Genomic DNA, 22,679 nt, shown 5'->3' on the forward strand with positions numbered 1-22,679 from the left:
TCATATAGGTTTACTATTGAATTCTTTTATTGAAGTAATGTAATCGCATGCATAAACCTATTCCTTAATTCAAGATGTAGGGTACCTGTGAACGCCCCTAAGCCGTATGCAAGCCCAAAGGGGATACAGGGGGAACAAAAACGAGGGGATGAAACCAATTTATATAAACCTATATATAAAGACCTGAACCCCGTCAGCTAACCCGGCTTCAACCCGGTGGACCCGAGGTAATCTAGTTTAACAATTAATGGTGGTGGAGGCTGCTCTCCAGGTCTTCCAGCTATCTTTAATACGGCCATACCTGTTGACAGGGATGTTAGGGTTCTGCGGAGTAGTCTGGCGAAGTCGGCATCGATGGTGCTTAGTTTCTCAGCGTCTTCACCAGCCACTTGGAACACCAGTTTCACACCTGTATTAGTAAGTACCGATTGGATTAGCTGACCAGGTATTTGACCAGTGTGCTGATGGGCTACAACAAGATGTAAACCATACTTCCTAGCCTCTGAGAAAACAATGTCTATTAATGGGAGATCGGAGACAAATTGGAACTCATCTATGATGAGGAACACGGGTGTCCTGGGCTTTCCCAGCCTCGACCTAGCCAGTGCCTCGTACCATGTCTTGATAACTATTGTCGAGGCGATCAGCCTGGCTAAATCTCCTCCTACAACCGCCTTGGGTATGGAGAATAATGTCAGTGATCCAGGTGACATCATTTCCTCGAAGTCCACACTGGTCCTGCTCGTTAACTCCCTGAGAAATCTATCCCTGGCATACGGCTCCAGCCTCGATAATGCCGAGATAAGGGACTGCCTCTGCATACTCCTGAGCACCCCTATTTGGCGCCTCCACTCGTAGTCACTTAGATCTCCCAGTGTAACCCTACCATCATACAGTCCTAGTATAGTATTATATAGGTCCGCCATAGTGGGTGAATCACTCCTTGAGTACAGAGCTCTCAAGACGACTCTAAGCAAGTACCTGACGTTCACAGCCGTGTTCACTAGTTTTAAAACCTCGCGGAAGATATCAAGGAGTATGTCTATGGCGACTGATACAGCGTAATCCCTATCCCTGTGTTTAGGCAGGTCGAGAGGATTGATACTGAACGGGTTGTCGACCGGGTCATAGAGTAGTGAACCGGATATCTCACTGCCTAGCTCTAAAGCCATATCTCCATGGGGATCTATCACAATGATAGAGGCCCCACCAGTTTCATACACCCTGTGAACCAGAAGCTTAAGGAAACTAGTCTTACCACTACCGGTTTGGCCAATAACGTAGACATGCCTCTCGAGGTCACTCATGCAGAGCCTTACCTCCCTCCCGTTAAGGGTAGAGCCTATCCTGAAGCAATCGGCCCCGCTTCTAACTGGTACAGCCTCTGGCAGAAGGCTCCTCCTTGCGAATTCAACATTGTGTATAGCTGGATCAGGGAGAACCATCATATCATACACCCTACTACTGGTTACAACTGGTATATCCCCGGGGAAAACTCGGGTCCAGAAACCAGTCTCCAACGGCTTCAGGTACCCCCATAGTTCACCAGGAGTTCTGGCAATATGCCTAACCCATTTAAAGCCTGTGTAAGATGCCGTGGAATACTTCTCCTCGATCAACCCAAGGGTAATCCTATCCCTTGCCGCCCCCATTATCCTCAGGGTCCATAGCCCCCTCCTAGCCCTATCAAGGATGGTCTCAGCCTCCGCTCTGCCTCCACGGGTCCCTCTAGCCTTCAATAACCCACGAGCCCTCGAGAAGAATATCTCATCTAACACGGTGTCCCTGGAGAACCCTATACACATCAACCCAGGCCTTCCAAGAGAAGACGCTATGCTCGGTGGATCCAGTATAACCGTGTCTCTCAGCCAGAAATCCCTTCTATTCTTCAACCTCGCTTCTGAAACATATAGTTCTAGGCCGGTTTCCCCGATCAACTCCTGTACACTATACTCCCTGACATCCATGAATTTACTGAGAGAATCCCTAGGTAGCTCAGTGGCGATGAATACCCTTAGGCTTCCCCCGGTGTTCAACAGGCAGTAAGTGAACCTGTAGCCCAGGGCGCTGGGATCCGGCTTCTCCCCGATCCTGGGGAATACATGGTATAGTTGCACTGGTATCACGCTGGCTGAGACGCTATGAGATAAGAGCGGATAGTATCAGCCAGAGGAAGGCTAGTAGTACTCCTCCCACGATAGCGCTGATGATAAACCTTCTCCCTTCATCACCGTCACCAGTCACGATCTTTAAGACGCCATAGAAGCCTGCTCCGAGCACTGCGACCCATGAGAGCCAGTAGAGCCAGCTGAGCACCCTTGAGACGGCTTCACCTATGCCGGGCGGTGGCTCAGGGGTCACTGTTATTGGTAGGGAGTAGAGTAATTGATACACGAGATCCATTATCCCACCCATACTACGTGTCGTAGACGAGTTAAATAAGGAGCATACCGTGTAGGGCCCTGATTATTTGACTCCCTCCTACAGTATAGGTGTGGTGCCCGGAATGTATAACCATGTATGGTGGAGGCTCACAGGCGTGTCATTCTTCAACCTCACCGATGCTGAGAGAGACCTGGTTCTCGAGGAATGGAGTTCAATGATGTCCGTGATAAAGGAGGGAGTGCTACTAGCCAGGAGGATCACTGAGGAGTACAGGTATGGAGCCTACTCTATAGATGCAGCACAATACAAGTACTATGCATTAGCCCCACCCGGAGTAAACCTCTCATTCTTCAATGCCTCGAGAGAGGAACCTAAGAGGCCGAGAGCAGTTAGGTTAATGAATCCTAGGACACTCTCACTCGAGGATGGCAGGATGGCCAGAGTATACGTTGTCTACAGGTATCCATTGAAGCTACCGGAGGGTTTCACATACATGCTCCTCTCCTCTAGTGATGAAGCTGTATTAGTCTTTAAACGGATCCCGCGTTCCAGGGCCATCCATATAGCTGACTCGGTGAGGAAGAGAAGGCTAGGTATACTGGGGGCTAGGGAGGAAGCCAGTGTAGAGCTCGCAGGGGAACTAGCTTCGAGGATAATCAGGGGCGCAGACCTCTATGAGTTCCACTTACTCCTCACTATGATAGCACGGGATTACAAGACACTAGAGGATAAGGCTGGAGAGTTAAGAGACTTATTGAAGACGCATGGCCTGGAGGCTGAGGCCCCCTACATGCAGCTGGATCTATACTACTTTAAGACGAGTGGGCTACTCGCCGGGCTCGAGAAGAAATATACGGATACCTACTCCATTAAACCATTCTTCTTCCTAGTGGACGAGGAGGTGAGGGATGAGCGGGGCGTATTCCTCGGGGTCTCAAGCTCTGGATGTCCCGTAATCCTGGATCTCTGGAGCAAACCTAACCTTAACTTCGTTGTGCTAGGGGTCTCGGGAGCCGGTAAATCAATGACTATCAAAATATACTTGAAGAGGCTTAGGGAGCTTGACAAGGGTGTAGTTTACTTTGGTGTCGACCCAGAGTCAGAGTATACGAGGGCTTCAAGGGTATTTGATGCAACACCAGTGGAGATCACTGAGGGCGAGGAGCTGGGTTTAGATCCCATTAGACTACTTAAAGAAGGATTCCTAGAACTAGGCCAAGTAGCCGACGTGCTTTCAGAGCTCTACGCTATACCCCCGAGGCTACAAGGTGTTCTAAGGAGGGAATTATTCGTTAAGAGTGATAGAGTGGTTGACTTAGAGAGCTTTATAGAAGTCATCGGCGACAAGGAGTTAAAGGGCTTCCTCAAGGGAGCATTAGCACCACCCGATATCCATGTGTACAGGGGGAGGCTCCCAGAGCTAAGGGGGTCGACTATATTCGGGTTGAAGAATATTAGATCTAGGCGCTTGAAAGCGCTTATAAGCTCGCTTATCAGTGTATATACGTACAATAAGCTACTCTCTAAAACAGGAAGATCGGTTTTCTTCATTGATGAAGCATGGTTGTTCCTCGAAACCCCATCTCTCATGGGGCTACTGGAGAACATCGCGAGAAGGGGAAGGAAGCATGGAGTTGCATTCATCTATATAACCCAGAGAGCAGAGGATCTCGCTAGAACCCCGCAGGGCAGGAGTATCCTGGAGCAATCAGCCACTGTACTAGTGTTAAGGCAGGAGCAGGAGGGGAGGAATATATTAAGGGAGATATATGGCTTGAGCGATGCGGAGGTAAACACCATTATAAACGCTCCACCAGGCTACGGCTTGCTGAAGACAGGTGGTAAGAGACTATTTATACAGGTGCTTGCAACTAGTGAGGAACTCGGGTTATTCTCCACGAGTAGGTGAGTAGGATGGAGGCGAGGCTTCATGACTTCATATACCTTGAGGAGGCATCGGTGCTTGATGAAAAGCTGATCGGCCCCTTGAAGCTGAGGAACACGGTGACCCTGATCCCAGGCATACTCATGCTACACGCGTGGCTTACAAGCGGTTCCCTAGGCGCGCTTGCAACCGGCTTGTTAATGATGTCTATGACAATAGCTAGTATAGTATACTCTGGGAAGACAATGACCCTAGAGAACATGTTGACGGCTTACATCTACTCTTTAATATCCATTTACCGGTGGAATTGGTTAAGCCATAGGGGATCAACGTCAACGGCTCCCCGCACTAAAGGATGAGGCTTTGCCTCTACTAGGGCTTTCCATGAACTTGTAGAGCCCCAGGGTTTATAGTTTGTTGCCAACTGATTCCTGGACCTGGGTTGCCATAGTATATTGTTTACGAACTTAAATGCGTCAATATATATTAATATATATTTCACGGTCAAAATATTTAAAAAGATTTGAAAAATATAGATCTTATGGGTCGGGAATATGGGTATAAATATCGAGCAGGCTTTGAACACGTATCCCGACATCCAGGGAGACTTGGAGGAGCTCACTGTACTGGTGAAAGGATACCTTGTACAGCTAATTAATGCCGGGTCCCTCGGGGAGCTCGGTGTAGAGGATGTATACATTAATGAACCCGGCTCCATAACAGTAATCGCCTTAAACCATAAGCCAGCTAGACACGGCGAGCTCAGGATTCCATTAATCTCGAGGAAGCTACACGACTTACCCGGCAAGTACACCATCACCCGTGTAGAATATACAGGTAAACCAGTAGTAGGGAGAAGTGATGGTGAAAGAGTGATTGTATACAGGGTTAGACTAAGAGATACAGTTATCCAGGAGTATATAGCGAACAAGTCGAACCCGGAGTCCCTGCTGCTACTCATATATACTATAATAGATGAAATACTATGGGCACTGAAATACTTCTCGAGTCATTGAATTATGAGTGGAATTCACCACACTTGAGGGCAGCATTTATATATGCTTTAACACTAGCCGGGTTAGCATCGCTAAGGAGAGCTGAGACACCGGGCATCATCATAAACTCGCCTTCAGGCCCAGCTCCCTAGAGAGTTTTTCACGTACATAACAGTCTTCTCAGGGGACTAGTAGAAATTAGAATAATAAAGGATACTACTGTTTCTCCCTAGTTGTTCGCTCTAATTATACTATGTTCATGGTTTCACCTAGAGGACTCCACCCAGCCCGCCAACCCATATAAACCCCTCCTCTAAACACACAAAAAGATTTCAGCACCTGTATTCATCTGGCGATATAAATTCCGCCTGGTGAACTTGGGTAGAAACATTAGATTATAGCTTTCTGTGTCGAGCTGTATCTCTTTATGTCTTAATGAAACAAAAAGGTATGGAGCGATATGATTGGAGGAAACGATATGCCGTACCTCAATGAACTACTTGAATTACTAGACAGAAATTGTGGGTTTAAATCGAAGAAAACATAAGCTAGATCTTTACTGTCTCGCCTGCTTCAACCTGTTTCCTTGCGAAGCCCGCGTCTTTATAGTATAGTATTCGCCCCTTAGCCTTGGCCTTGACGAGTATTTCACCAGGTAGAATCAGGGATTCCACCGTGGCTGGTGGTAGCAGGTAATTCTCCAACCCTATCACGGCTTTATTGTTTATTATCGGTGACAGTATTAGTACTTCAACGCCCAATGGTTCCAGCTCCACGTGCACCTCTCCGCTTCTATCTATGACGCCTGTTTCACCTGTGAATACTTTGTAATAGGCGTATGCTTCTGCCTCCGTAATGTATGGAAGAGTGTCTACTGTTACTTTATCACTGATCCTCTTTTCATTCCTATTGATGTTGAATAAGGCTATAGCCGTTGAGAAACCTATCTTTGAAGCGATCTTTAACAAGACCTCCTCATTGTAGGGATCCCTGAAGACTATGTCTAGGGTTGGTAAACCAGGCTCATCTACCCTTGTAATGGATCCATCCGGCAACACTATTTTCCCGAGGAGTTCCCTATCTGTTCTATCGGGGTCTCCATCAGTTATGTAGACTGGGCCACCGCTGAACACCCTGAGGACAGCGTGTAGCCTGGCGTATGGGTCATACGTTACCCACATATCGTAGTCAGGATAGGCTATATGGCTGAATAAGAGTGAATTATACACATTGAAGAATGCGTGGAGTTTCGCGCCGCCTCTCCAGAAGGGGACATAGTCTATAGAGGTCCTCACCGCGTTACTCAGTAGGAAGCTATAGTAGTTCTCAGGCACCATAGACATACAGTTCAACACCTCGAGCCCATTCTCCTCGGCAGCAAGCTGGAGGGCAAGCTCAATGCTCCTAGAGGCCTCGGCTGAGGCCTTGTCGCCCAGATATAATGCATGCACAGACCACTGGTTGTCAACCTTGACGAAGTTGAATCCCTGCTTCCCCACCCATTTATAGAACCCCTTGTAGAAGCGATACGCATCCCCTAGCTCCGGTTGCGGGATAAGGGTTTTAAGAACAGGTGATCTATACCCGTTGGAACCCAGCTCTCTGAATACTTCTTCTTCTGCACCTCCCCAGTGAATGTTAATAGTGTGCCATAAACCGGTATACCTAATCCCCATGTTCTTCAACATGGAGACAGTGTTGCTGAGGCCTCTTGGGAACTTAGACCTATCCGTGTTAAGGGTCTTCAACGCTCTCACTTGCAGTACGGATACCACTTCCTCATCCTGCCATCCGTCATCTATTAAAACCCATTTCAATGGGATGTCTTTCCCGAGGAGCCTAGATACAACTGTAACTACGTTGTCATGGGTTAACCTGGTTGTTAGGAACGCGTTCCATGAACACCATCCAAGCCCATTCATGAAGACGGGGAGACGCTTCTCCCTTCTAAGCCTGAAGCCAGTGATCCTTGATGCTTTTGCTACTGTTTCCTCTATAACCCTGTAGAGGTTCAAGCCTTTCCCAGCTATGAGGACAGGGGTCTCTGGGAGCTCGAAGACTTCTCTCCCAGTGAATACCATTAACCTGGGTCCAGGTCCAAGGTAAACTGTGAATGAGCAGCCTAGCAGGGGAAGTAATATAATGTATTCTCCTTTACGCATGTATACAGCAAATATACTGTATAATGGTATCTCATCGAAGCCCTGGATTATTACCGGATAGCTCCAGCAAGGGAATCTCCTGATGTATGAGAAGTGATCTATCATAGTGAACCTAGGTGGGTAATCAGGGTTATCAGGCGGCTTCTCGACTGAAGGAGACTCACCAATAGCTAGCTTATTATAGTATGCGAAGGCAGAGGCATACATGGATCCAGCATCGGGATGCGTTGTCAATACAAGTATCCTCGAGTCATTCTCTAGGTCTAGCCATATATCAAGAGCTATGAGGCTACTCAAGGGCTTCACTGTACTGGCCGATAATGAAACTACCCCGTCCTCATTCCTTAACGTCACGATACCGTTTACACATTTATACATGTAATGGTTTTCACCAGTCTCGATTTGACTGCAGTCCTCGCTTGATCCATCAGCATAATGTATGGTTACTCCTTTGATCATCAAGCCAGCGATACCCCCACAAGTTATACATGATTATTAGTGATGAAGCGTTAAACTTATATACATTCCTTACAAGTATATACTTAGATTTTATCATGGTGGATAACATGAGCCATGGGAAAACAGTGATCTTATTCATGGCATTATCTCTCACCATGTTATACGCGGATCAAAACCTTATAGCACCAATGCTTAAAATCCTCGAGGAAGACGGCATGATACCCGGGATTGGAACCCCCAACTTCTGGTTCTACGCTGGCCTACTGGCAACAGTTCCAACATTTGTAGGCATAGCTACAACATTCATCTGGGGATACCTGGCAGATAAACTAAACAGGAGAACGCTCTTCGCGACAGCTGTACTGCTAGGCGAGATCCCATGTTTCCTCACAGGCTTCGCCAGGAACTACTACGAGATGCTCTTCCTCCGCGCTTTAACCGGGATAGGTATAAACGGTGCCGCACCAGTAGCTAGGGCGATCATAGCCGACCTCTACCCTCCTGAGAAAAGGGGGACAGGATATGCCATCTACAACTTCAGCAGTGGTTTCGGCGTGCTCATAGGGATGTTGATGACTGGTATAGTCCTTTCCGCTGGTTTAACCTGGAGAATCCCGTTCATGCTGGCAGCAGCTCCTAACTTCATCCTTATACCATTATTCTTAATGCTTGTTAAAGAGGTGAAGATAGGCTACGGGGAGCCTGAGATAAGGAGGTTATACGAGGCTGGATTAGAGTACAGGTTCAGGATAAACCTGAGGGAGTTTCTCACTGCTGTAACCATGACACCCACATTGATCTTTATTTACCTCCAGGGTGTTCCAGGGACCTTTCCATGGGGTGCCATACCTTACTGGGCCCCCACTTATTTCCAGGAGAAATGGGGTTTAGATGCGGGAGTAGCGACCCTGATAATATTCACTTCAGGTATAGGAATGATGATTGGGTACTTCGTGGGTGGGGTATTATCGGATGCTCTACTCAGGAAGGGCTTTGAGAAAGCCAGGCTCATAATACCTTTCATAGGCATCATAGCTGGAACCTTCACAGTAATATCGTTGATCAGCTACCCCTATCCATACGGCGACTCAAGTTTCACAGCTCTGCTCCCGGTGATCATGCTCGGAGTTTTTGGAATGGTGTTCGTAACATTCTCAGCCCCAAACGTCCCGGCCATACTAAGCGAGATCACGCTTCCAGAGCACAGGGGAACAGTCTTCGGGCTCTTCAATATAACAGACAATATAGGATCAGCAATAGGACCCACACTAGCTGCCGCATTCATGGCGTACTATGAGTCAACGGGTTTAACTAAGTCTGAAAGCATGTACTACGGGCTGCTACTGGTAAGCCTTCTATGGATACCGTGCGCACTACTATGGCTACCAGCCTTCAAAACATACAAGCGCGACAAGGAGAAACTAAGGAAAGCACTAGCAGAGAGAGTCGGTAGTCAAGCGTTTTTCCCCTCACGGAATTAAAATCATCAAAAAGTAATTAAAAGTACCGTGGGGAGAGTTAGCCCTTAGATTTCATGATCGATGTTCACATGTTAAGTTAAATTTATTCTCCGGCTTTGATTACTAATTAATGGTGGATTACTTGACTAGGCTTGTAGTTATTGATGAATCACATGTATTCTACGAGTTTAATCCAGGGCTGGAACCAGTTGCACGGGTTAAGCCAGGCGACCTAGTTGTCTTCAAAACCCTCGACGCCCTCGGGGGGCAAGTTAAGAGCGAGGAGGACACTATTGAGAAAATAGACTTCACAAGGGTAAACCCTGCAACAGGCCCTCTCTACGTTGAGGATACTGGTCCAGGTGATGTGCTCGTAGTTGATGTCTTATCTCTCGAGGTATCTGGGAGGGGAGTAATTGTAACAGCGCCCGGTGAAGGGGTTCTCGGTGAGAGAGTTGACAAGGCAAAGACAAGGGTCTGCATGGTTAACGGTGACTACGTGGAGTTCAAGAGTTTGAAGCTGCCTGCATGGAGGATGATCGGTGTTATAGGCGTGGCCAGTGATGAGAAGCCTTCAACAGGGATTCCAGGGAGGCACGGCGGGAACCTTGATACAAAGTATATTACAGCTGGGTCAAGGGTCTACCTCCCGGTTTTTCACGAAGGAGGCTTGCTGGGCATCGGGGATCTCCACGCGTCAATGGGACACGGCGAGATCTGTGTTTCAGCATGTGAGGTATCGGGCTCGGTCCTTGTGAGAGTGGGTGTAGTGAAGAATACTTCCCTTCCATGGCCTATTGTAGACTACGGTGGCTCACTCTACATACTTGTATCCATGGACAGTATCAATGATGCATTAAGGGAGGCGGCTAGAGTAGCTGTGGAAACCTTATCAAGGGCTCTAAGAATAGACTGGATTGACGCATACATGCTTGCAAGCCTTGGAGTAGACGTTGGTGTGAGTCAACTAGTGGATCCGAGGAAAACAGCTTGGGCCAGGATACCCAAGCATATTGTTCAACCCGATACCCTGCTCAAGGCTCTCTCAGAGATACGCCCTGAATAAGCTACTTAGGTGCTGATTCCAGGTCTCTTATTACTGCCTCGGCTACTTTTCTCCCTGAGAGTAGCATGCCTGTGAATATTGGCCCCATCCTGTTTAAGCCGTGTACTGCTGCGACCGCCATTCCAGTAGCATAGAGGCCTGGGATCACTCTCCCCGTGTACTCTACGACGTCTACATCTGCTTTCTCGCTGTATGCTGATTTCTCTCCGGGTATCTTGACCTTGGACTCAGGGTTCTTCTTCTCGAGTATCCTCAACACCTCGGCGTCGTGGCCTGTTGCATCTATGACTGCTTTTGACTCTATGAATAATGGGTCTACATGCAGTCCTGATAACTGGACGGCGCTCCACTCTACTACTACTCCCTGTACCCTGAACGGGTTATATCTCACAATGACGTCTTCTACTGATATTCCTGGTATGATCTTCGCTCCAGCATCAAGGGCTCCAGCGGCTAGCTTAGCTGTTAACTCTGCTGTGTCCACCACGTATAGCCCCTTGATGCTTGAAGGCTTATACCTTATATTGAAGTCCCTGAGAATCCCTAATCCTCTTTCATCGACTACGGTCTTGTGGAGGAGCATTCCTCCGCCGCCTATTCCCCCACCGAAGCTAAGCCTCCTCTCTAGTACGAGGGTCTTCAATCCTTTCTCAGCCAGATACTTAGCGGCTGTAAGACCTGAGGGTCCTGCCCCTACTACTACTACATCGCAACTGCTTAGCTCCACCCAGTCCCTTGAGGCTTCCTCCCATATGACTCGGGTTATATGGGATTCAAGGCTCATGGTTTCACCACTTGTTTCTATCCTAGGTTAAACTTATAAATTTGTTATTGTATCATGTAATACTTGGTTATCATGGAGGAGACACACTTGAAACCCATTCCGGTCGCGTTAACCATAGCTGGAAGCGATTCAGGCGGCGGAGCAGGGATAGAGGCGGATCTCAAGACATTCACAGCTCTAGGCGTTCACGGTGCTGTAGCAGTCACCAGTGTAACAGCGCAGAACACAGTGGCTGTCACGGCTATCCATGATATTCCGCCTGAGATCGTTTATAAGCAAATAGAAGCCGTGGCTGAGGACATGGGGGTTGATGCTGCCAAGACAGGTATGCTGAGTAATAGCGGGATCATAGAGGTCGTGGCTAGAGCGGTGAATAGATATGGGTTCCCACTCGTAGTAGATCCAGTCATGATAGCTAAAACCGGGGCCAGGCTCCTCAGAGAGGATGCTGTTAGAGCACTCGTCGAGAAGCTACTTCCCCTGGCTAAAGTAGCCACCCCGAATAAGCCTGAGGCAGAGGTGTTGGCGGGCATGGAGATAAGGAGCCTTGAGGATGCTAAGAGGGCTGCTAGGGTAATAGCTGTTGAAACAGGTGTCGAGGCGGTTGTGGTGAAAGGCGGGCATATGGAGGGTGAGGAGTCAATAGATGTCCTCTACTGGCGCGGCGGGTATAGGGAGTACAGGGCTTCAAGGGTGAGCCAGCCCTGTAACCATGGAGGTGGATGCAGCTTCTCAGCGGCTATAGCCGCTGAGCTGGCCAAGGGACTCGAGATCCCTGAGGCAGTGAAGTTGGCCAAGGAATTCATATCCACGGCTATAAGCTACGGGTATAGTGTGGGGAAGGGATATTGTCCAGTGAACCCTGCAGCATGGCTCGCTATACCTGCTGAAAAATACTGGGCTATAATGGATGTAGAGGAAGCCGTTGAACTAGTCCTAGAGAACAGGGATGTATTCAAGCATCTGGTCCCCGAGGTAGGGATGAATATAGCTAGGATCATAAACCCCCTGTACGCCAGGGGAATAAAAGACGTTGTAGCAGTGGCAGGTAGGATAGTACGGTACATGGGCACGGTGAAGCAGGTGGGCCCCGTGAAGCTGGGGGCGTCGAGCCACCTGGCAAGAGCTCTCCTAGAGGCAGTGAAGCACAACCCAGAGTTAAGGGCAGTAGTTAACGTAGCCTACAGTAGGGAGTTCATTGAGAAAGCAGCTAGGAAAGGATACAGGGTAGTCTACATAGATAGAACACGTGAACCGGCAGAAGTAAAGCAGAAAGAGGGTGCGTCAATACCATGGATAATAAGGGAGGCATTCTCGATAGACAGCAAGGCAGACATAGTCTACGATACAGGAGATATTGGTAAAGAAGCAATGATCAGGGTATTTGCGGGAACAGCAGTACACGCAGTAATGAAAATACTAGACGTAGCGAGCTGAGTGTTCATCCGAGCTATGTCCTCATGTTACATAAGCACGTAGCATCAGCCTGTGCGGCATAGAAAACATGTTTTAATACATATAGCGCGCCACCACTTCTAATTCTTTGTGCCATGCTCGCTTAAGACAAGAAATCAATAATAACTTTTATTTTTTGTTATTTTATCTTATAAACATTAACCATCAGGGGAATTACTATTAACTAGTGTATTGCTCTCCTAGGCTATCTATTATGCTTCGGCTTTCCTGCGTTCACTGGTATCCTGTAGTATTTACCGTATTTGCCTTGGAGTAGCGGCTCGATTATTTCTTTGTTTACCAATGCATCTATGAGTCTCCTTACACCTGGCTTCCCCATTTTCTCCACGGGTACTAGTAGGTCGTATTCCTCCCATGTCAACGGTTTGAAGCCTAGGTTGAATAGTTCCGCCACGTAGCCTACTGCTATTCCTGCATCAGCCCTCCCCTGCCTTACTGCTAGTGCTACAGCTGTATGCGTTTTCACCTCGTATGTATAGCCTTTAACAAGCTCCCTCACCCTTGTGAAGGGCACCCCCTTCTCATCAAGTATCTTCTTGAGGTGGTGGTCTAGGTAAGTCCTAATACCGGAGCCCCTTACCCTGTTAACTATCCTGACGTCGCTTCTAAGGAAGTCCTCTATACCTTCTATCTTCTTAGGGTTACCTGGAGCTGTTACTATCCCTATAAGCCTGTCGAAGCCCCTGATCAATACCGCTTTACCCTCCAGGTTGAACTTCTTGAGGAACGGTATATTGTAGACCAGCGTCTCCTCATCTAGTAGGTGGGTTGGAGCTATATCCGCCTCACCCCTTGCCACGGCGTGCCAGCCGGCAAGACTACCCGTGTTCAACACCCTGCTGGAGTAAGCCAGCCCAGTAGCCCTCAACAACTCCATGAGTAATGGGTCGTTGCTCCCGATGATGTTGAGTCTCCCAGGTGATGGTGGATCCCTGAACAAGTAGACCCTCACCCTGCTCCCGGCTTCAGCGGTATCCAGGTCCTCTGGGAGCTCAATATATCCATCACTATAGATAAGCGAAGCTATGCTGCCGCTACTAAATGATACAGGGTATGCTGAATACCCGTTGGCCCCCCCAACCAGTGATACAGGTATCAACCAGGTCTTACCAACCTGCTTCCTCACCCTGACCGGTAGAGTAGCCTCCACTATCCTCTCATCCTCTCTGAGGCCAGTCATAAGCGAGACAATGGGCTTCACAACACCCCTCAGTATCATGTAGCATGATAAGGGGAAGCCTGGGAGACCTACGAGAAGTCTACCACCGGATACAGCTATAACCGTTGGCTTACCCGGCTTGGTCTTCAAACCATGCACCACTACCTCGCCCAGCTCCTCGAACACCCTGTATACGAGATCCCTGATCCCAGCGCTTGTACCTCCACTAGTGAAAACCATGTCATAGCTTCCGAGATCGCTTTCTATAGTGTTCCTCAGAATCTCATAGTCATCGGGAAGACGGCCCCTGAATACAGCGTCAACCCCGAGCTCCTTGAGATAGCTTGTTACAAGGTAGCCGTTTACATCATATACCTTGCCAGCACTCAGCGGTTCACCTGGCTCCACGACCTCGTCGCCGGTCGAGTATACTGCAGCCCTGGGCTTCACATACACGGGGATCCTTCTAACCCCCAGGCCAGCTAGTAAAGCTATATGTTCGTGACTGAGCCTAGTACCCTTGAGGAGGACTAGGTCTCCAGCTGATACATCACTGCCAGCAGTCGAGATGTTTTCACCGGGACTCGTACTCCTGTAAACCTTGATTACTTCACCGGTTCTCTCAGTATACTCCTCCATTACAATGGAGTCGCAGTCCATTGGTACCATGGCTCCAGTAGCAACTTCAATTGCTTCACCAGGCCTACATGCGATACCGGGTTCCTCATCAACTCTTACTGAGCCAGCCACCCTGAGTTCAACCGGGGATAATTCATCACTCCACTCGATGTCAATGCTTCTCACAGCGTAACCATCCACCTCACTCCTATCGAAGGGTGGGTGGTCAACTGGTGCATATATGTCTTCTGCTAGTATCCTCCAGAGGGCTTCCTCTAAACCAACCTCCTCTACTCCTTTCGGGGCTGGCTTCACCCGTTTCACAACTTCCTCAACTGCTTCCCTTGTCGAGAGAAGCGTGTGGAAGATCTTCCTAGACAATTAAAACACCCCGGCTACATACATATCCATTACGGGATTTAATTACCTGAGTCAAGTGGATCAAGCCATGGATATAGATGCACTACTAGGGTACGGTTTCCCCCGAGGATACATAGAGCTGTTAAAGACTAGGGGGATAAGAAGGCTGAACCCTGTTCAGAGCGAGGCAGTGGAGAAGGGGTTGTTCACCGGGGGAAATCTCGTTGTCTCAGCCCCAACAGCCTCCGGTAAAACACTCATAGCCGAGCTAGCCCTGGTCTACAACTGGCTGAACCATGGGAAGGGAGTATACCTAACGCCGTTGAGAGCGCTTGCCAGCGAGAAGTATGGGGAGTTCAAGACACTGGAGGCTCTAGGAGTGAGGGTAGGGGTTTCAACAGGCGACTACGATGAGCCAGTCGAGTACCTGAGCTGGTACGATATAATAGTGGCTACATACGAGAGATTCGACAGTATACTAAGGCAGAAGCCGAGCTGGCTCCGCGATGTCGGATTAGTAGTCATAGACGAGATCCATATGGCTAGCGACCCTGAACGAGGACCAATAGTAGAGGTTATAGCAGCCAGACTCCTTAGGCAAGGCACCAGGATCATAGGTCTCTCTGCCACAATAGGGAATCCAGAGGCTCTCGCAGAATGGCTTAACGCTGTGCTGGTTAACACCGATTGGAGGCCTGTGAGGCTTGTGGAGGGATACCTGGATAAGAAGAAGCCTGGATTAGTCTTCCCCGTGGATAATAGAGTGGAGAGCGTTGACCTGGAGAACGGGGATCCATTCTTAGACATACCACTACACAACGTGGTTGAACTAGGGTTACAGACACTGGTTTTCATACATAACAGGAGGAAGGTAGAGGATTATGCCGTAGAAGCCGCAAGACACCTTCCGATGCTCCCCGAGGATGCTGTAAAGCTATTTATCAGTGAACTAGAGGATGCGCCAACTAGTATTGAGAGAGACGTGCTTTCAGACCTTATCAGGAGAGGTGTTGGCTTCCATCATGCAGGATTATCCAGTATAGCTAGGAGCACTGTAGAGAAGGCTTTTAGGAGCAGGCTTCTCAAGATAGTCTACGCGACGCCGACCCTAGCTGCTGGAGTAAACCTTCCAGCTAGAAGGGTCCTGGTCTCCTTGAAACGCTATGATGCATCAAGGGGTAGGAGGGTGAATATAAGTATCTCGGAGTACAAGCAGATGGCTGGGAGGGCTGGAAGACCCGGCTATGATGAAATAGGTGAATCAGTGATCACTGATGCATCAAGCAATAGCGAGGCCTTGAAGTATATTAATGGATCCCCTGAGCCGGTTGCAGGCAAGCTTCTCAGTGAGAGAAGCCTCAGGATACATGTCTTATCACTAGTGGCTTCAGGTGAGGCGTCAAGCATCGATGAGGTATCAGAGATCCTTTCATCCACGCTCTCAATGAAGCAGGCTAAGGTCTCACCATTCCAATCAGCGAAGATAATGGGGGCCGTTAAACTACTCGAGGAGTTGGGCATGATTGAGTACTCCGGTAACAATTCCCTGAAAGCTACCAGGCTGGGCAGGGTGACATCCCACACCTACCTGGATCCCTTAAGCATAAGCATATACAGAGAGCTGAAACCAGTCGAGCCTTCGGACATCTACCTGCTCCACGTGGCCTGCTTAACACCGGACTTCAAGAGAAGTTCGCCATATATACAGGATAAGATCGTGGAGAGATTAGAAGACGTTGCTCTCGAGATGGCTGATCAGGGGATGATACCACCGCCCTCGAAAACCAGCCTAGACTATGAGGAGTGGTTGGATGGATTCATGCATGCCATGATACTCTACGACTGGATAAACGAGGTTTCAGAGGATGAAATAGTATCAAGATACATGATTGGCCCAGGAGACCTCTACAGCATGAGGGATACAGCATCATGGATCATCCATGCATTAGCCCGTGTAGAAGCGGTGCTGGGGGATATAAGGTTCCACAAAGCCCTCGACACGTTGTCGAGAAGGATCGAGGAAGGGGTAAAGGAGGATGCACTAGAGCTGATCACACTGAGGCTTATTGGAAGGGTTAGGGCAAGGATACTTATACAACACGGGATCAAGAGCCTCAGGGATCTAGCTGAGACACCGTTATCAAAGATAGCTTCCTTACCGAAGTTCGGTCCAAGGATAGCTGAGGAGATAGATAGACAGCTCAGGGACCTCGGCTATAGGATTAATTAAACACAAGCCTTTAACCTCCTGAAAACATTAAATCTTAATGTGAGACACATGGGTAGACTCATAGTCATCGATAACCCGCTAGCTAAATACTATCTAACACTACTCCGTAAACCAGGTACAACACCCGGACTCTTCAGGGAGTACATGAGAAAACTTGGATTCATAATGGGCTACGAGGTCTCAAGACTACTCGAGTGGGACAGGGTCTTCGTCGACTCCGATCATGGGAGGGCTGAGGGCTTCTATCCATATAAACCGGTTTACATAATAGGGGTGTTAGGCGCCTCGATACCCTTCACACACGGGTTATGGGATGCCATGCCCTGGGCTGGACTTGGGTTAGTTGCAGCGAGAAGAGTGATCAGTGAGAACAGGGTTGATGCGGAGATATATTATGAGAGGATGCCGAGCAACCTCACAGCTTACACAGTTATAGTAGTGGATCCAACGCTTGCCACAGGAAGGACAATGGTGAGGGTAGTTGAAGAAGTGCGTGCCAGGGGAGGAGGAAGAATCATTGCAGCCACAGTACTCGCCTCCCGCTACGGGGTAGAGTACTTCCACTCAAGGTTCGACGAGATACCATTGTTAGCCATAGAGGTGGATCCAGTTCTCGATAAAAACTATTTCATTATGCCAGGGATTGGTGACGCAGGAGATAGAAGCCTAAGCGCTGACATGGCTTTCGAGCCGAGGCTGGGGCTAGAGTTCAGTGAGCCTGGAGAGGATCGAGTCGAGTAACCCAGGATCTATACAGGCCTCCACCATCCTTGAGCCCAGGCAGGACTCGATGCCCGGTGTGTAAGGTATGTAGCCAAGGTACTCTACATCCCCGAGTACCTCATTGCCTCTCAGAGACTCATTCCCCATGTTCTCGATAAACCCAATCCATTTAAACCCAGCCTCCCTCAGCACGCTTACTAATCTGGCGGCGCTTTTAACAGAAAGGATGCTCGGTGTTGAAACCACTATGGGTTTAACGATGTCTCTCAGCATGTATACTAGATCCAGGTGTTCGTCACTCATGCCTGGCGGTGTATCAATGAATAGGAGTTTTAGTCTGCCCCATTTAACTATTGCCAGTAGCTCCCTGAGAGCACTCCTAGCCGCCTCACCCCGTAGAGGAAGGGGTTTATCCATTGTGTAGGCTACAATTGAGAAGTACTTCAACCCTTTTAAATCATATGGTAGGATCCCCTTCTCCTCTTCATACTTTAACTCGCCGGGGTTCAAGTTAAGCAGGATATGTGTTGAGGGGTTAGTGAAGTCTATGTCGAGCAGCCCTGTCTCGAATCTCCTTGAAGCATGGAGAGCTAGGAGTGTCGAAACAGTTGATTTACCCACACCCCCCTTGCTACTCACCACAGCATATACATTTCTTATGCTCGAGAGATTCCTGACTATGTTATGGATCCTCGGGTCCTCGATCACTCCGACACCACCTCTATTGAGGAGACTCCGCGTCCCTTGACTATGGTGAAGTCCCTGCTACCACACTTAGGGCACTTCACCAGGGCGTAGAGGGCTTCAGGCACGAAGTGTATGGCTTCCCTCTCCTCCTCACTTAGTGCTGATGGGCTAAGGCTCCACTTGTAGCCGCATGTACTGCACTCCAATAGGGGTTCCTCGTCCTCGAACACTATATCTTTGATCTCGATGTTATTCATCGATGCCAGCTCCCTTAGGCTGAACCCTAGTATTTCCTTATCGATGCCTTGAAGTATCCCCAGCCTTATCTTCAGCGTCTTCACTTTCCTATATCCCTGACTCATAACATGGTATATTATTGACTCTGCGAGAGCCCACTCGTGAACCATGACTCTACACCACTCGCTCTGTATTTATTTTATTTCTACATAATATAGTTACCTATGGTGCGTATACATGGAGAAGACAAGCCGTATACAGGGCTTCTACAAGCTTCCCCTTGAAGAAAGATGGAGGACAGTCTGCGAGTGGGCTGGGCTAACAGAGGAAGAGTGCAGGACACTGAGTGAATTCGGTAATCTACCAGTTAAGATAGGGGACAGCATGATTGAGAACGTTATAGGCGCGATGAGCTATCCCTTCGCAGTAGCGACAAACTTCCTGATCAATGGGAGGGATTACCTTGTCCCAATGGTTATAGAGGAGACAAGCGTCGTAGCGGCTGCAAGCAATGCAGCCAGGATGCTTAGGCATGGGAAAGGGATACTTGCAAATGCTGAGAGACAGGAGATGATCAGCCAAATACACCTGGTTAAAGTAAACTCCCCACGCTTTAAAGCCATGAAGATTATCGAGGCCAAGAAGGAGCTACTGGACTACGCGGCACAGCAGGATCCAACCCTGCTAAAGTACGGCGGGGGTCCCAGGGACCTCGAGGTAAGAGTAATGGAGCACCCTGCTTTAGGCGGGGTCATAATAGTCCACCTAGTAGTAGACGTCAGAGATGCCATGGGTGCTAATACTGTTAACACGATGGCTGAAGCAATAGCCCCGCTTCTAGAGAAGATAACGGGTGGGGAAGCAAGGCTCAGAATAGTTTCAAACCACGCAGTATACAGGGTTACACGGGCATGGGCTGCGACACCTGTCGAAGAAGTGGGAGGCCTTGAAGTAGCCAGGAGGATAATGGAGGCATCTATACTCGCCGAGATAGATCCCTATAGGGCGGTAACCCATAACAAGGGCATAATGAATGGAGTAATAGCAGTAGCCCTCGCGACGGGACAGGATCACCGCGCCATAGAGGCTGGAGCCCATGCATACGCCTCTAGAACGGGGGTCTACAAGCCCCTCAGCTACTGGGAGGTAACAAGCGATAACTATCTTGCGGGAAGCCTTGAGATACCTCTCCAAATAGGCGTTGTTGGAGGAGCAGTCAAGGTACACCCTGTGGCAAAGATAGCATTGAAGATCCTAGGGGTAAACACGGCTAGGGAGCTCGCCGAGGTAATGGCTGCGGTGGGGCTAGCCCAGAACCTAGCCGCTCTAAGAGCCCTCGTGACAGAGGGTATTCAGAAAGGCCATATGAGGCTCCACGCCAGAAACCTCGCTATAATGGCTGGTGCATCAGGAGATCTAATAGATAAGGTAGCCGAGAAAATGATCAGGGACGGTAGAATAAGATACGACTACGCTAAACAACTAGTAGAGAAAGCACTACAGGGCGAGCCATTAGACTAGTTTTTCTCCTTATCCACTTGTATACATTTTTAAAGGTGTACCAGCTCTAGATGTGGTTTCCTACGTTATTTCCACAAACTTCTGCTTCTTAAGAAGCGTATCAATATTCTCTATAACAGGTTTATTTCCTGCATCGTGTTTAATCCCTAGTATCTTGGATAATATTTGGCCTCACTGGTTAAATAGGTTTCCATGATGCATTATTCAAAAAGGGGATGCTATGTCATCGATCACGATTGGAATAGTGCAGGCAGGATTCAATGATCTCCCAGCGGAGAACGCTGGTAAGGCTATTGATATAGTGAGGAAGAATTATAAGGAGGCTGATATAGTAGTTCTCCCCGAGTACAGTATGTTGAACCCGTTGAAGATAGGGGATCCAAGACTAGTATACAGCTACTCGGAGACACCGCTTACAAGCAGGTACCTGACTGAGATGGCTAAGCTTGCTGGAGAGCTAGGGGTGTTCATACTGGTACATTTTATAGAGAAAACAGATACTCCACCGCTAACCATGAGCACGAGCATAATAGTGACTGATAGAGGCGAGGCGATACCGGTCTACAGTAAGATGCACTTGTTTGACGCATACGGCTTCAGGGAGTCAAGCTTCTTCAAGCCGGGCGATGCACCGGGTAAGATAATATCGATTAAAGGAGTCAAGATAGGTTTCACGATATGTTACGACCTACGCTTCCCAGAGCTGTACAGGATCACCGCTTTAATGGGCAGCGAGATAATAATCGTGCAGGCAGGCTGGGTGAAGGGACCGCATAAAGAAGAGATACTTGATAAACTAGCAAGCATAAGGGCACATGAGAACACTGTCTACATAGTCCTAGCTGATCAAACAGGCGATATGTTCGTGGGAAGAAGCGGCGTGTTCAATCCGTGGGGCTACAGGGAGCTGGATCTAGGCTGGAGGGAAGCATACGTTGAATACACGATAGATGCATCCCTCATAAGTGAGGTAAGGGAGAAACTACCAGTTCTACAGCAATCGAAGAATAAATGGGAGATAAGGCTGTTGATGCAATAGGGGCAGCCAGTTAAAACGGGTCGAGCACCGCTAGGAAGCATTGAGGGACTTCCCAATCTTCGATACAACGTCAGCACCCATGTATTTACCATAAACCTTCTTAGTCAGCCTGCAGAAGCTGCATACATCGCTCGAGGAAGGCATACCGCAGATACTGCACCTTGTTAAACCCCTTGATTCCCGTGGCTCAATGTACTCATGGATCAACTTGCTTATACTGGATAACAGGGTTAGCTTGGCGCCCGGGTTGGATTCCTCGAGCTCACTTATGAAGACTCTGACCGCTTTCTCAGCATCGCCCTCATGTTTAAACGGGCACTTCGCCTCCACGTATGGTATCCCCGATAATTTGGCATAGGTCTCTATATCCCTCTCACCAACGCTTATTAAGGGTCTTGCTTTAACGGGTAGCCCCTCTTCCACTGAAACAGGCTTTAAGCTGGCGAGGGACCTATAGTCTCCCACGTATATATTCTTTAACGCGTATTTTACCACGTCGTCTAAGTGATGTCCCGTAACGAGTACAGATGCATTTACAGTCATAGTTGAAACAGTGAAGATGTAGCGTTTAACAAGCCCGCAGACACTACAGGGGGGCCTCCGCGCCTTCGAGGCGAGCTCAGAGATGGATAGCCCGAGGAGATCTCTCAAGTGGATCACGTGGCACTTAACTCCAAGCCTTTCACAGTACTCTCTCACCACTGATTCGACAAGTTCGCTGAAGCCGCCTATCCCGAGGTTTAGGTGGAGTCCTATCACCTCCCTGATACCAAGTTCCCTGGCTTGCTTTACTAGTACTGTGAGGAGGCTCATACTGTCCTTACCGCCTGAGACAGCTACCACGACGCTGTCGCCGGGCTTTATCATCCTGTATTTCCTGATTGTTTCGACTACTCTCTCCTCGAAGTACTCTATGAAGTGCTCCCTGCAAAACCATGCCTTAGCATAGGAAATCCTGTACTCAGCTTCCCTACCACACCTCCTGCACTTAGCCATGAATAGACACCCTTTTACTCCCGAGGATCCTCCCCATCACATAAGCGTCTTTAATACCATAGTAGTATCCTTTGATAAATACAACTATCTTAAACCCGTGTCCCAGGTAGAAGCTTATGGCCTCAGCGTTGTCAGTAGCAACCTCTAGCAACATGGTTCCACAGTCTCATCAAGTTGTTTCTGGTTTTATAATGGTTTGTATGTGTTGGTGTTAGTCTTCTGCTATTATTATATTATTGTATAATTTTGCCATGTAGGTGTTTCATCTTCTCAAACCAGCCTCGACTCCTCATCCCAAGTGTTTCGAGAAGGCTACAGGATCCTCAAGTACCCGGAGCACGGGCTCACCGGAGACAGGGATAGGGTGGCATGCTACCCTATCCCTTAATTCAAGATGCACGGGCTCCAGTGTACCCGCGAACACCACAAGCCAAATG

At 48.6% G+C, this 22,679-nt stretch carries 20 protein-coding genes; 11 read left to right on the forward strand and 9 right to left on the reverse strand.

Translation table 11 applies throughout. The annotated features are described in order from the left end of the window. Positions 1 to 197: 197 nt before the first annotated feature. Positions 198 to 2,117, reverse strand: a complete 1,920-nt coding sequence (locus tag SPHMEL_RS04480; protein ID WP_232216760.1) for an ATP-binding protein — start codon at positions 2,115 to 2,117, stop codon at positions 198 to 200. A 22-nt stretch (positions 2,118 to 2,139) separates the two neighbouring features. Next, positions 2,140 to 2,403, reverse strand: a complete 264-nt coding sequence (locus SPHMEL_RS04485) for a hypothetical protein (protein ID WP_232216761.1) — start codon at positions 2,401 to 2,403, stop codon at positions 2,140 to 2,142. Positions 2,404 to 2,506: 103 nt separating this feature from the next. On the opposite strand from SPHMEL_RS04485, the gene SPHMEL_RS04490 reads away from it, so the two are divergent. The 4 genes from SPHMEL_RS04490 to SPHMEL_RS07340 all read left to right on the forward strand — a co-directional run bounded on the left by SPHMEL_RS04490 (position 2,507) and on the right by SPHMEL_RS07340 (position 5,417). Continuing rightward, complete coding sequence (locus SPHMEL_RS04490; protein ID WP_051401007.1) at positions 2,507 to 4,294, forward strand: VirB4 family type IV secretion system protein; 1,788 nt, start codon at positions 2,507 to 2,509, stop codon at positions 4,292 to 4,294. A gap of 5 nt (positions 4,295 to 4,299) precedes the next feature. Beyond that, positions 4,300 to 4,629, forward strand: coding sequence for a hypothetical protein (locus SPHMEL_RS04495; protein ID WP_042667524.1), 330 nt, complete (start codon positions 4,300 to 4,302; stop codon positions 4,627 to 4,629). A gap of 195 nt (positions 4,630 to 4,824) precedes the next feature. Further along, entirely contained in the window at positions 4,825 to 5,286 is a 462-nt protein-coding gene (locus tag SPHMEL_RS04500) for a hypothetical protein (RefSeq protein ID WP_042667525.1), read from the forward strand. After that, a complete protein-coding gene (locus tag SPHMEL_RS07340) occupies positions 5,256 to 5,417 on the forward strand; it encodes a hypothetical protein (RefSeq protein WP_156915432.1) in 162 nt (53 codons plus the stop codon). The genes SPHMEL_RS04500 and SPHMEL_RS07340 overlap by 31 nt, the downstream gene beginning before the upstream one ends. Positions 5,418 to 5,813: 396 nt before the next feature. Here the strand turns inward: SPHMEL_RS07340 and SPHMEL_RS04505 are convergent, their stop codons facing one another. After that, positions 5,814 to 7,886, reverse strand: coding sequence for a Sip1-related alpha-galactosidase (locus SPHMEL_RS04505; protein WP_042667951.1), 2,073 nt, complete (start codon positions 7,884 to 7,886; stop codon positions 5,814 to 5,816). Between the two features lie 107 nt (positions 7,887 to 7,993). Between SPHMEL_RS04505 and SPHMEL_RS04510 the strand changes: the two genes are divergently transcribed. Both SPHMEL_RS04510 and SPHMEL_RS04515 read left to right on the forward strand, forming a co-directional pair. After that, on the forward strand, positions 7,994 to 9,367 hold the full coding sequence (locus tag SPHMEL_RS04510; protein ID WP_232216762.1) for an MFS transporter: 1,374 nt from the start codon (positions 7,994 to 7,996) through the stop codon (positions 9,365 to 9,367). A gap of 112 nt (positions 9,368 to 9,479) precedes the next feature. Next, positions 9,480 to 10,412 (forward strand): acetamidase/formamidase family protein, encoded by a 933-nt coding sequence (locus SPHMEL_RS04515; RefSeq protein WP_232216814.1) that lies wholly within the window; start codon positions 9,480 to 9,482, stop codon positions 10,410 to 10,412. A 1-nt stretch (position 10,413) separates the two neighbouring features. Here SPHMEL_RS04515 and SPHMEL_RS04520 read toward each other — a convergent pair whose 3' ends face one another. Continuing rightward, positions 10,414 to 11,196 carry a sulfide-dependent adenosine diphosphate thiazole synthase gene (locus tag SPHMEL_RS04520; protein WP_042667528.1) on the reverse strand — a complete coding sequence of 261 codons (783 nt, stop codon included), beginning with the start codon at positions 11,194 to 11,196 and terminating at the stop codon, positions 10,414 to 10,416. A 72-nt stretch (positions 11,197 to 11,268) separates the two neighbouring features. Here SPHMEL_RS04520 and SPHMEL_RS04525 point away from each other — a divergent pair, with 72 nt between their 5' ends. Further along, complete coding sequence (locus SPHMEL_RS04525) at positions 11,269 to 12,633, forward strand: bifunctional hydroxymethylpyrimidine kinase/phosphomethylpyrimidine kinase (protein ID WP_042667529.1); 1,365 nt, start codon at positions 11,269 to 11,271, stop codon at positions 12,631 to 12,633. 223 nt (positions 12,634 to 12,856) lie between these two features. Here the strand turns inward: SPHMEL_RS04525 and SPHMEL_RS04530 are convergent, their stop codons facing one another. Beyond that, positions 12,857 to 14,830, reverse strand: coding sequence for a molybdopterin biosynthesis protein (locus tag SPHMEL_RS04530; RefSeq protein ID WP_042667530.1), 1,974 nt, complete (start codon positions 14,828 to 14,830; stop codon positions 12,857 to 12,859). A 67-nt stretch (positions 14,831 to 14,897) separates the two neighbouring features. On the opposite strand from SPHMEL_RS04530, the gene SPHMEL_RS04535 reads away from it, so the two are divergent. Further along, positions 14,898 to 17,039 (forward strand): DEAD/DEAH box helicase, encoded by a 2,142-nt coding sequence (locus tag SPHMEL_RS04535; protein WP_042667531.1) that lies wholly within the window; start codon positions 14,898 to 14,900, stop codon positions 17,037 to 17,039. 48 nt (positions 17,040 to 17,087) lie between these two features. Next, positions 17,088 to 17,780 carry a uracil phosphoribosyltransferase gene (gene upp / locus SPHMEL_RS04540; protein ID WP_042667532.1) on the forward strand — a complete coding sequence of 231 codons (693 nt, stop codon included), beginning with the start codon at positions 17,088 to 17,090 and terminating at the stop codon, positions 17,778 to 17,780. On the opposite strand, the gene SPHMEL_RS04545 is transcribed toward upp, so the two are convergent. Next, a complete protein-coding gene (locus SPHMEL_RS04545) occupies positions 17,742 to 18,470 on the reverse strand; it encodes a P-loop NTPase (protein ID WP_012608385.1) in 729 nt (242 codons plus the stop codon). The two genes, upp and SPHMEL_RS04545, sit on opposite strands and share 39 nt — an antisense overlap. Continuing rightward, a complete protein-coding gene (hypA, locus tag SPHMEL_RS04550) occupies positions 18,467 to 18,856 on the reverse strand; it encodes a hydrogenase nickel incorporation protein HypA (RefSeq protein ID WP_042667533.1) in 390 nt (129 codons plus the stop codon). Before hypA ends, SPHMEL_RS04545 begins: the two co-directional genes overlap by 4 nt. Positions 18,857 to 18,923: 67 nt before the next feature. On the opposite strand from hypA, the gene SPHMEL_RS04555 reads away from it, so the two are divergent. Further along, on the forward strand, positions 18,924 to 20,207 hold the full coding sequence (locus SPHMEL_RS04555) for a hydroxymethylglutaryl-CoA reductase, degradative (RefSeq protein WP_042667534.1): 1,284 nt from the start codon (positions 18,924 to 18,926) through the stop codon (positions 20,205 to 20,207). Positions 20,208 to 20,427: 220 nt separating this feature from the next. Continuing rightward, entirely contained in the window at positions 20,428 to 21,246 is an 819-nt protein-coding gene (locus SPHMEL_RS04560; RefSeq protein ID WP_042667535.1) for a carbon-nitrogen hydrolase family protein, read from the forward strand. A 30-nt stretch (positions 21,247 to 21,276) separates the two neighbouring features. Here the strand turns inward: SPHMEL_RS04560 and SPHMEL_RS04565 are convergent, their stop codons facing one another. Both SPHMEL_RS04565 and SPHMEL_RS07345 read right to left on the reverse strand, forming a co-directional pair. Continuing rightward, positions 21,277 to 22,242 carry a TIGR00269 family protein gene (locus SPHMEL_RS04565; RefSeq protein ID WP_042667536.1) on the reverse strand — a complete coding sequence of 322 codons (966 nt, stop codon included), beginning with the start codon at positions 22,240 to 22,242 and terminating at the stop codon, positions 21,277 to 21,279. After that, entirely contained in the window at positions 22,235 to 22,396 is a 162-nt protein-coding gene (locus SPHMEL_RS07345; RefSeq protein ID WP_012608390.1) for a GNAT family protein, read from the reverse strand. Before SPHMEL_RS07345 ends, SPHMEL_RS04565 begins: the two co-directional genes overlap by 8 nt. Positions 22,397 to 22,679 lie beyond the last annotated feature (283 nt).

This window comes from Desulfurococcus amylolyticus Z-533 (genome assembly GCF_000513855.1).
Taxonomy (GTDB): Archaea; Thermoproteota; Thermoprotei_A; order Sulfolobales; family Desulfurococcaceae; genus Desulfurococcus; species Desulfurococcus amylolyticus.

Bases quoted from the DNA above. Each gene is read 5' to 3' on its own strand.
- SPHMEL_RS04485 (WP_232216761.1), bottom strand. From the start codon at position 2,403: ATGGATCTCGTGTATCAATTACTCTACTCCCTACCAATAACAGTGACC.
- SPHMEL_RS07345 (WP_012608390.1), bottom strand. From the start codon at position 22,396: ATGTTGCTAGAGGTTGCTACTGACAACGCTGAGGCCATAAGCTTCTAC.
- SPHMEL_RS04565 (WP_042667536.1), bottom strand. From the start codon at position 22,242: ATGGCTAAGTGCAGGAGGTGTGGTAGGGAAGCTGAGTACAGGATTTCC.
- SPHMEL_RS04535 (WP_042667531.1), top strand. From the start codon at position 14,898: ATGGATATAGATGCACTACTAGGGTACGGTTTCCCCCGAGGATACATA.
- SPHMEL_RS04555 (WP_042667534.1), top strand. From the start codon at position 18,924: ATGGAGAAGACAAGCCGTATACAGGGCTTCTACAAGCTTCCCCTTGAA.
- SPHMEL_RS04520 (WP_042667528.1), bottom strand. From the start codon at position 11,196: ATGAGCCTTGAATCCCATATAACCCGAGTCATATGGGAGGAAGCCTCA.
- SPHMEL_RS04490 (WP_051401007.1), top strand. From the start codon at position 2,507: ATGTATAACCATGTATGGTGGAGGCTCACAGGCGTGTCATTCTTCAAC.
- SPHMEL_RS04525 (WP_042667529.1), top strand. From the start codon at position 11,269: ATGGAGGAGACACACTTGAAACCCATTCCGGTCGCGTTAACCATAGCT.
- SPHMEL_RS04505 (WP_042667951.1), bottom strand. From the start codon at position 7,886: ATGATCAAAGGAGTAACCATACATTATGCTGATGGATCAAGCGAGGAC.
- SPHMEL_RS04510 (WP_232216762.1), top strand. From the start codon at position 7,994: ATGAGCCATGGGAAAACAGTGATCTTATTCATGGCATTATCTCTCACC.
- SPHMEL_RS04500 (WP_042667525.1), top strand. From the start codon at position 4,825: ATGGGTATAAATATCGAGCAGGCTTTGAACACGTATCCCGACATCCAG.
- SPHMEL_RS04495 (WP_042667524.1), top strand. From the start codon at position 4,300: ATGGAGGCGAGGCTTCATGACTTCATATACCTTGAGGAGGCATCGGTG.
- hypA (WP_042667533.1), bottom strand. From the start codon at position 18,856: ATGGTTCACGAGTGGGCTCTCGCAGAGTCAATAATATACCATGTTATG.
- SPHMEL_RS04560 (WP_042667535.1), top strand. From the start codon at position 20,428: ATGTCATCGATCACGATTGGAATAGTGCAGGCAGGATTCAATGATCTC.
- SPHMEL_RS07340 (WP_156915432.1), top strand. From the start codon at position 5,256: ATGGGCACTGAAATACTTCTCGAGTCATTGAATTATGAGTGGAATTCA.
- upp (WP_042667532.1), top strand. From the start codon at position 17,088: ATGGGTAGACTCATAGTCATCGATAACCCGCTAGCTAAATACTATCTA.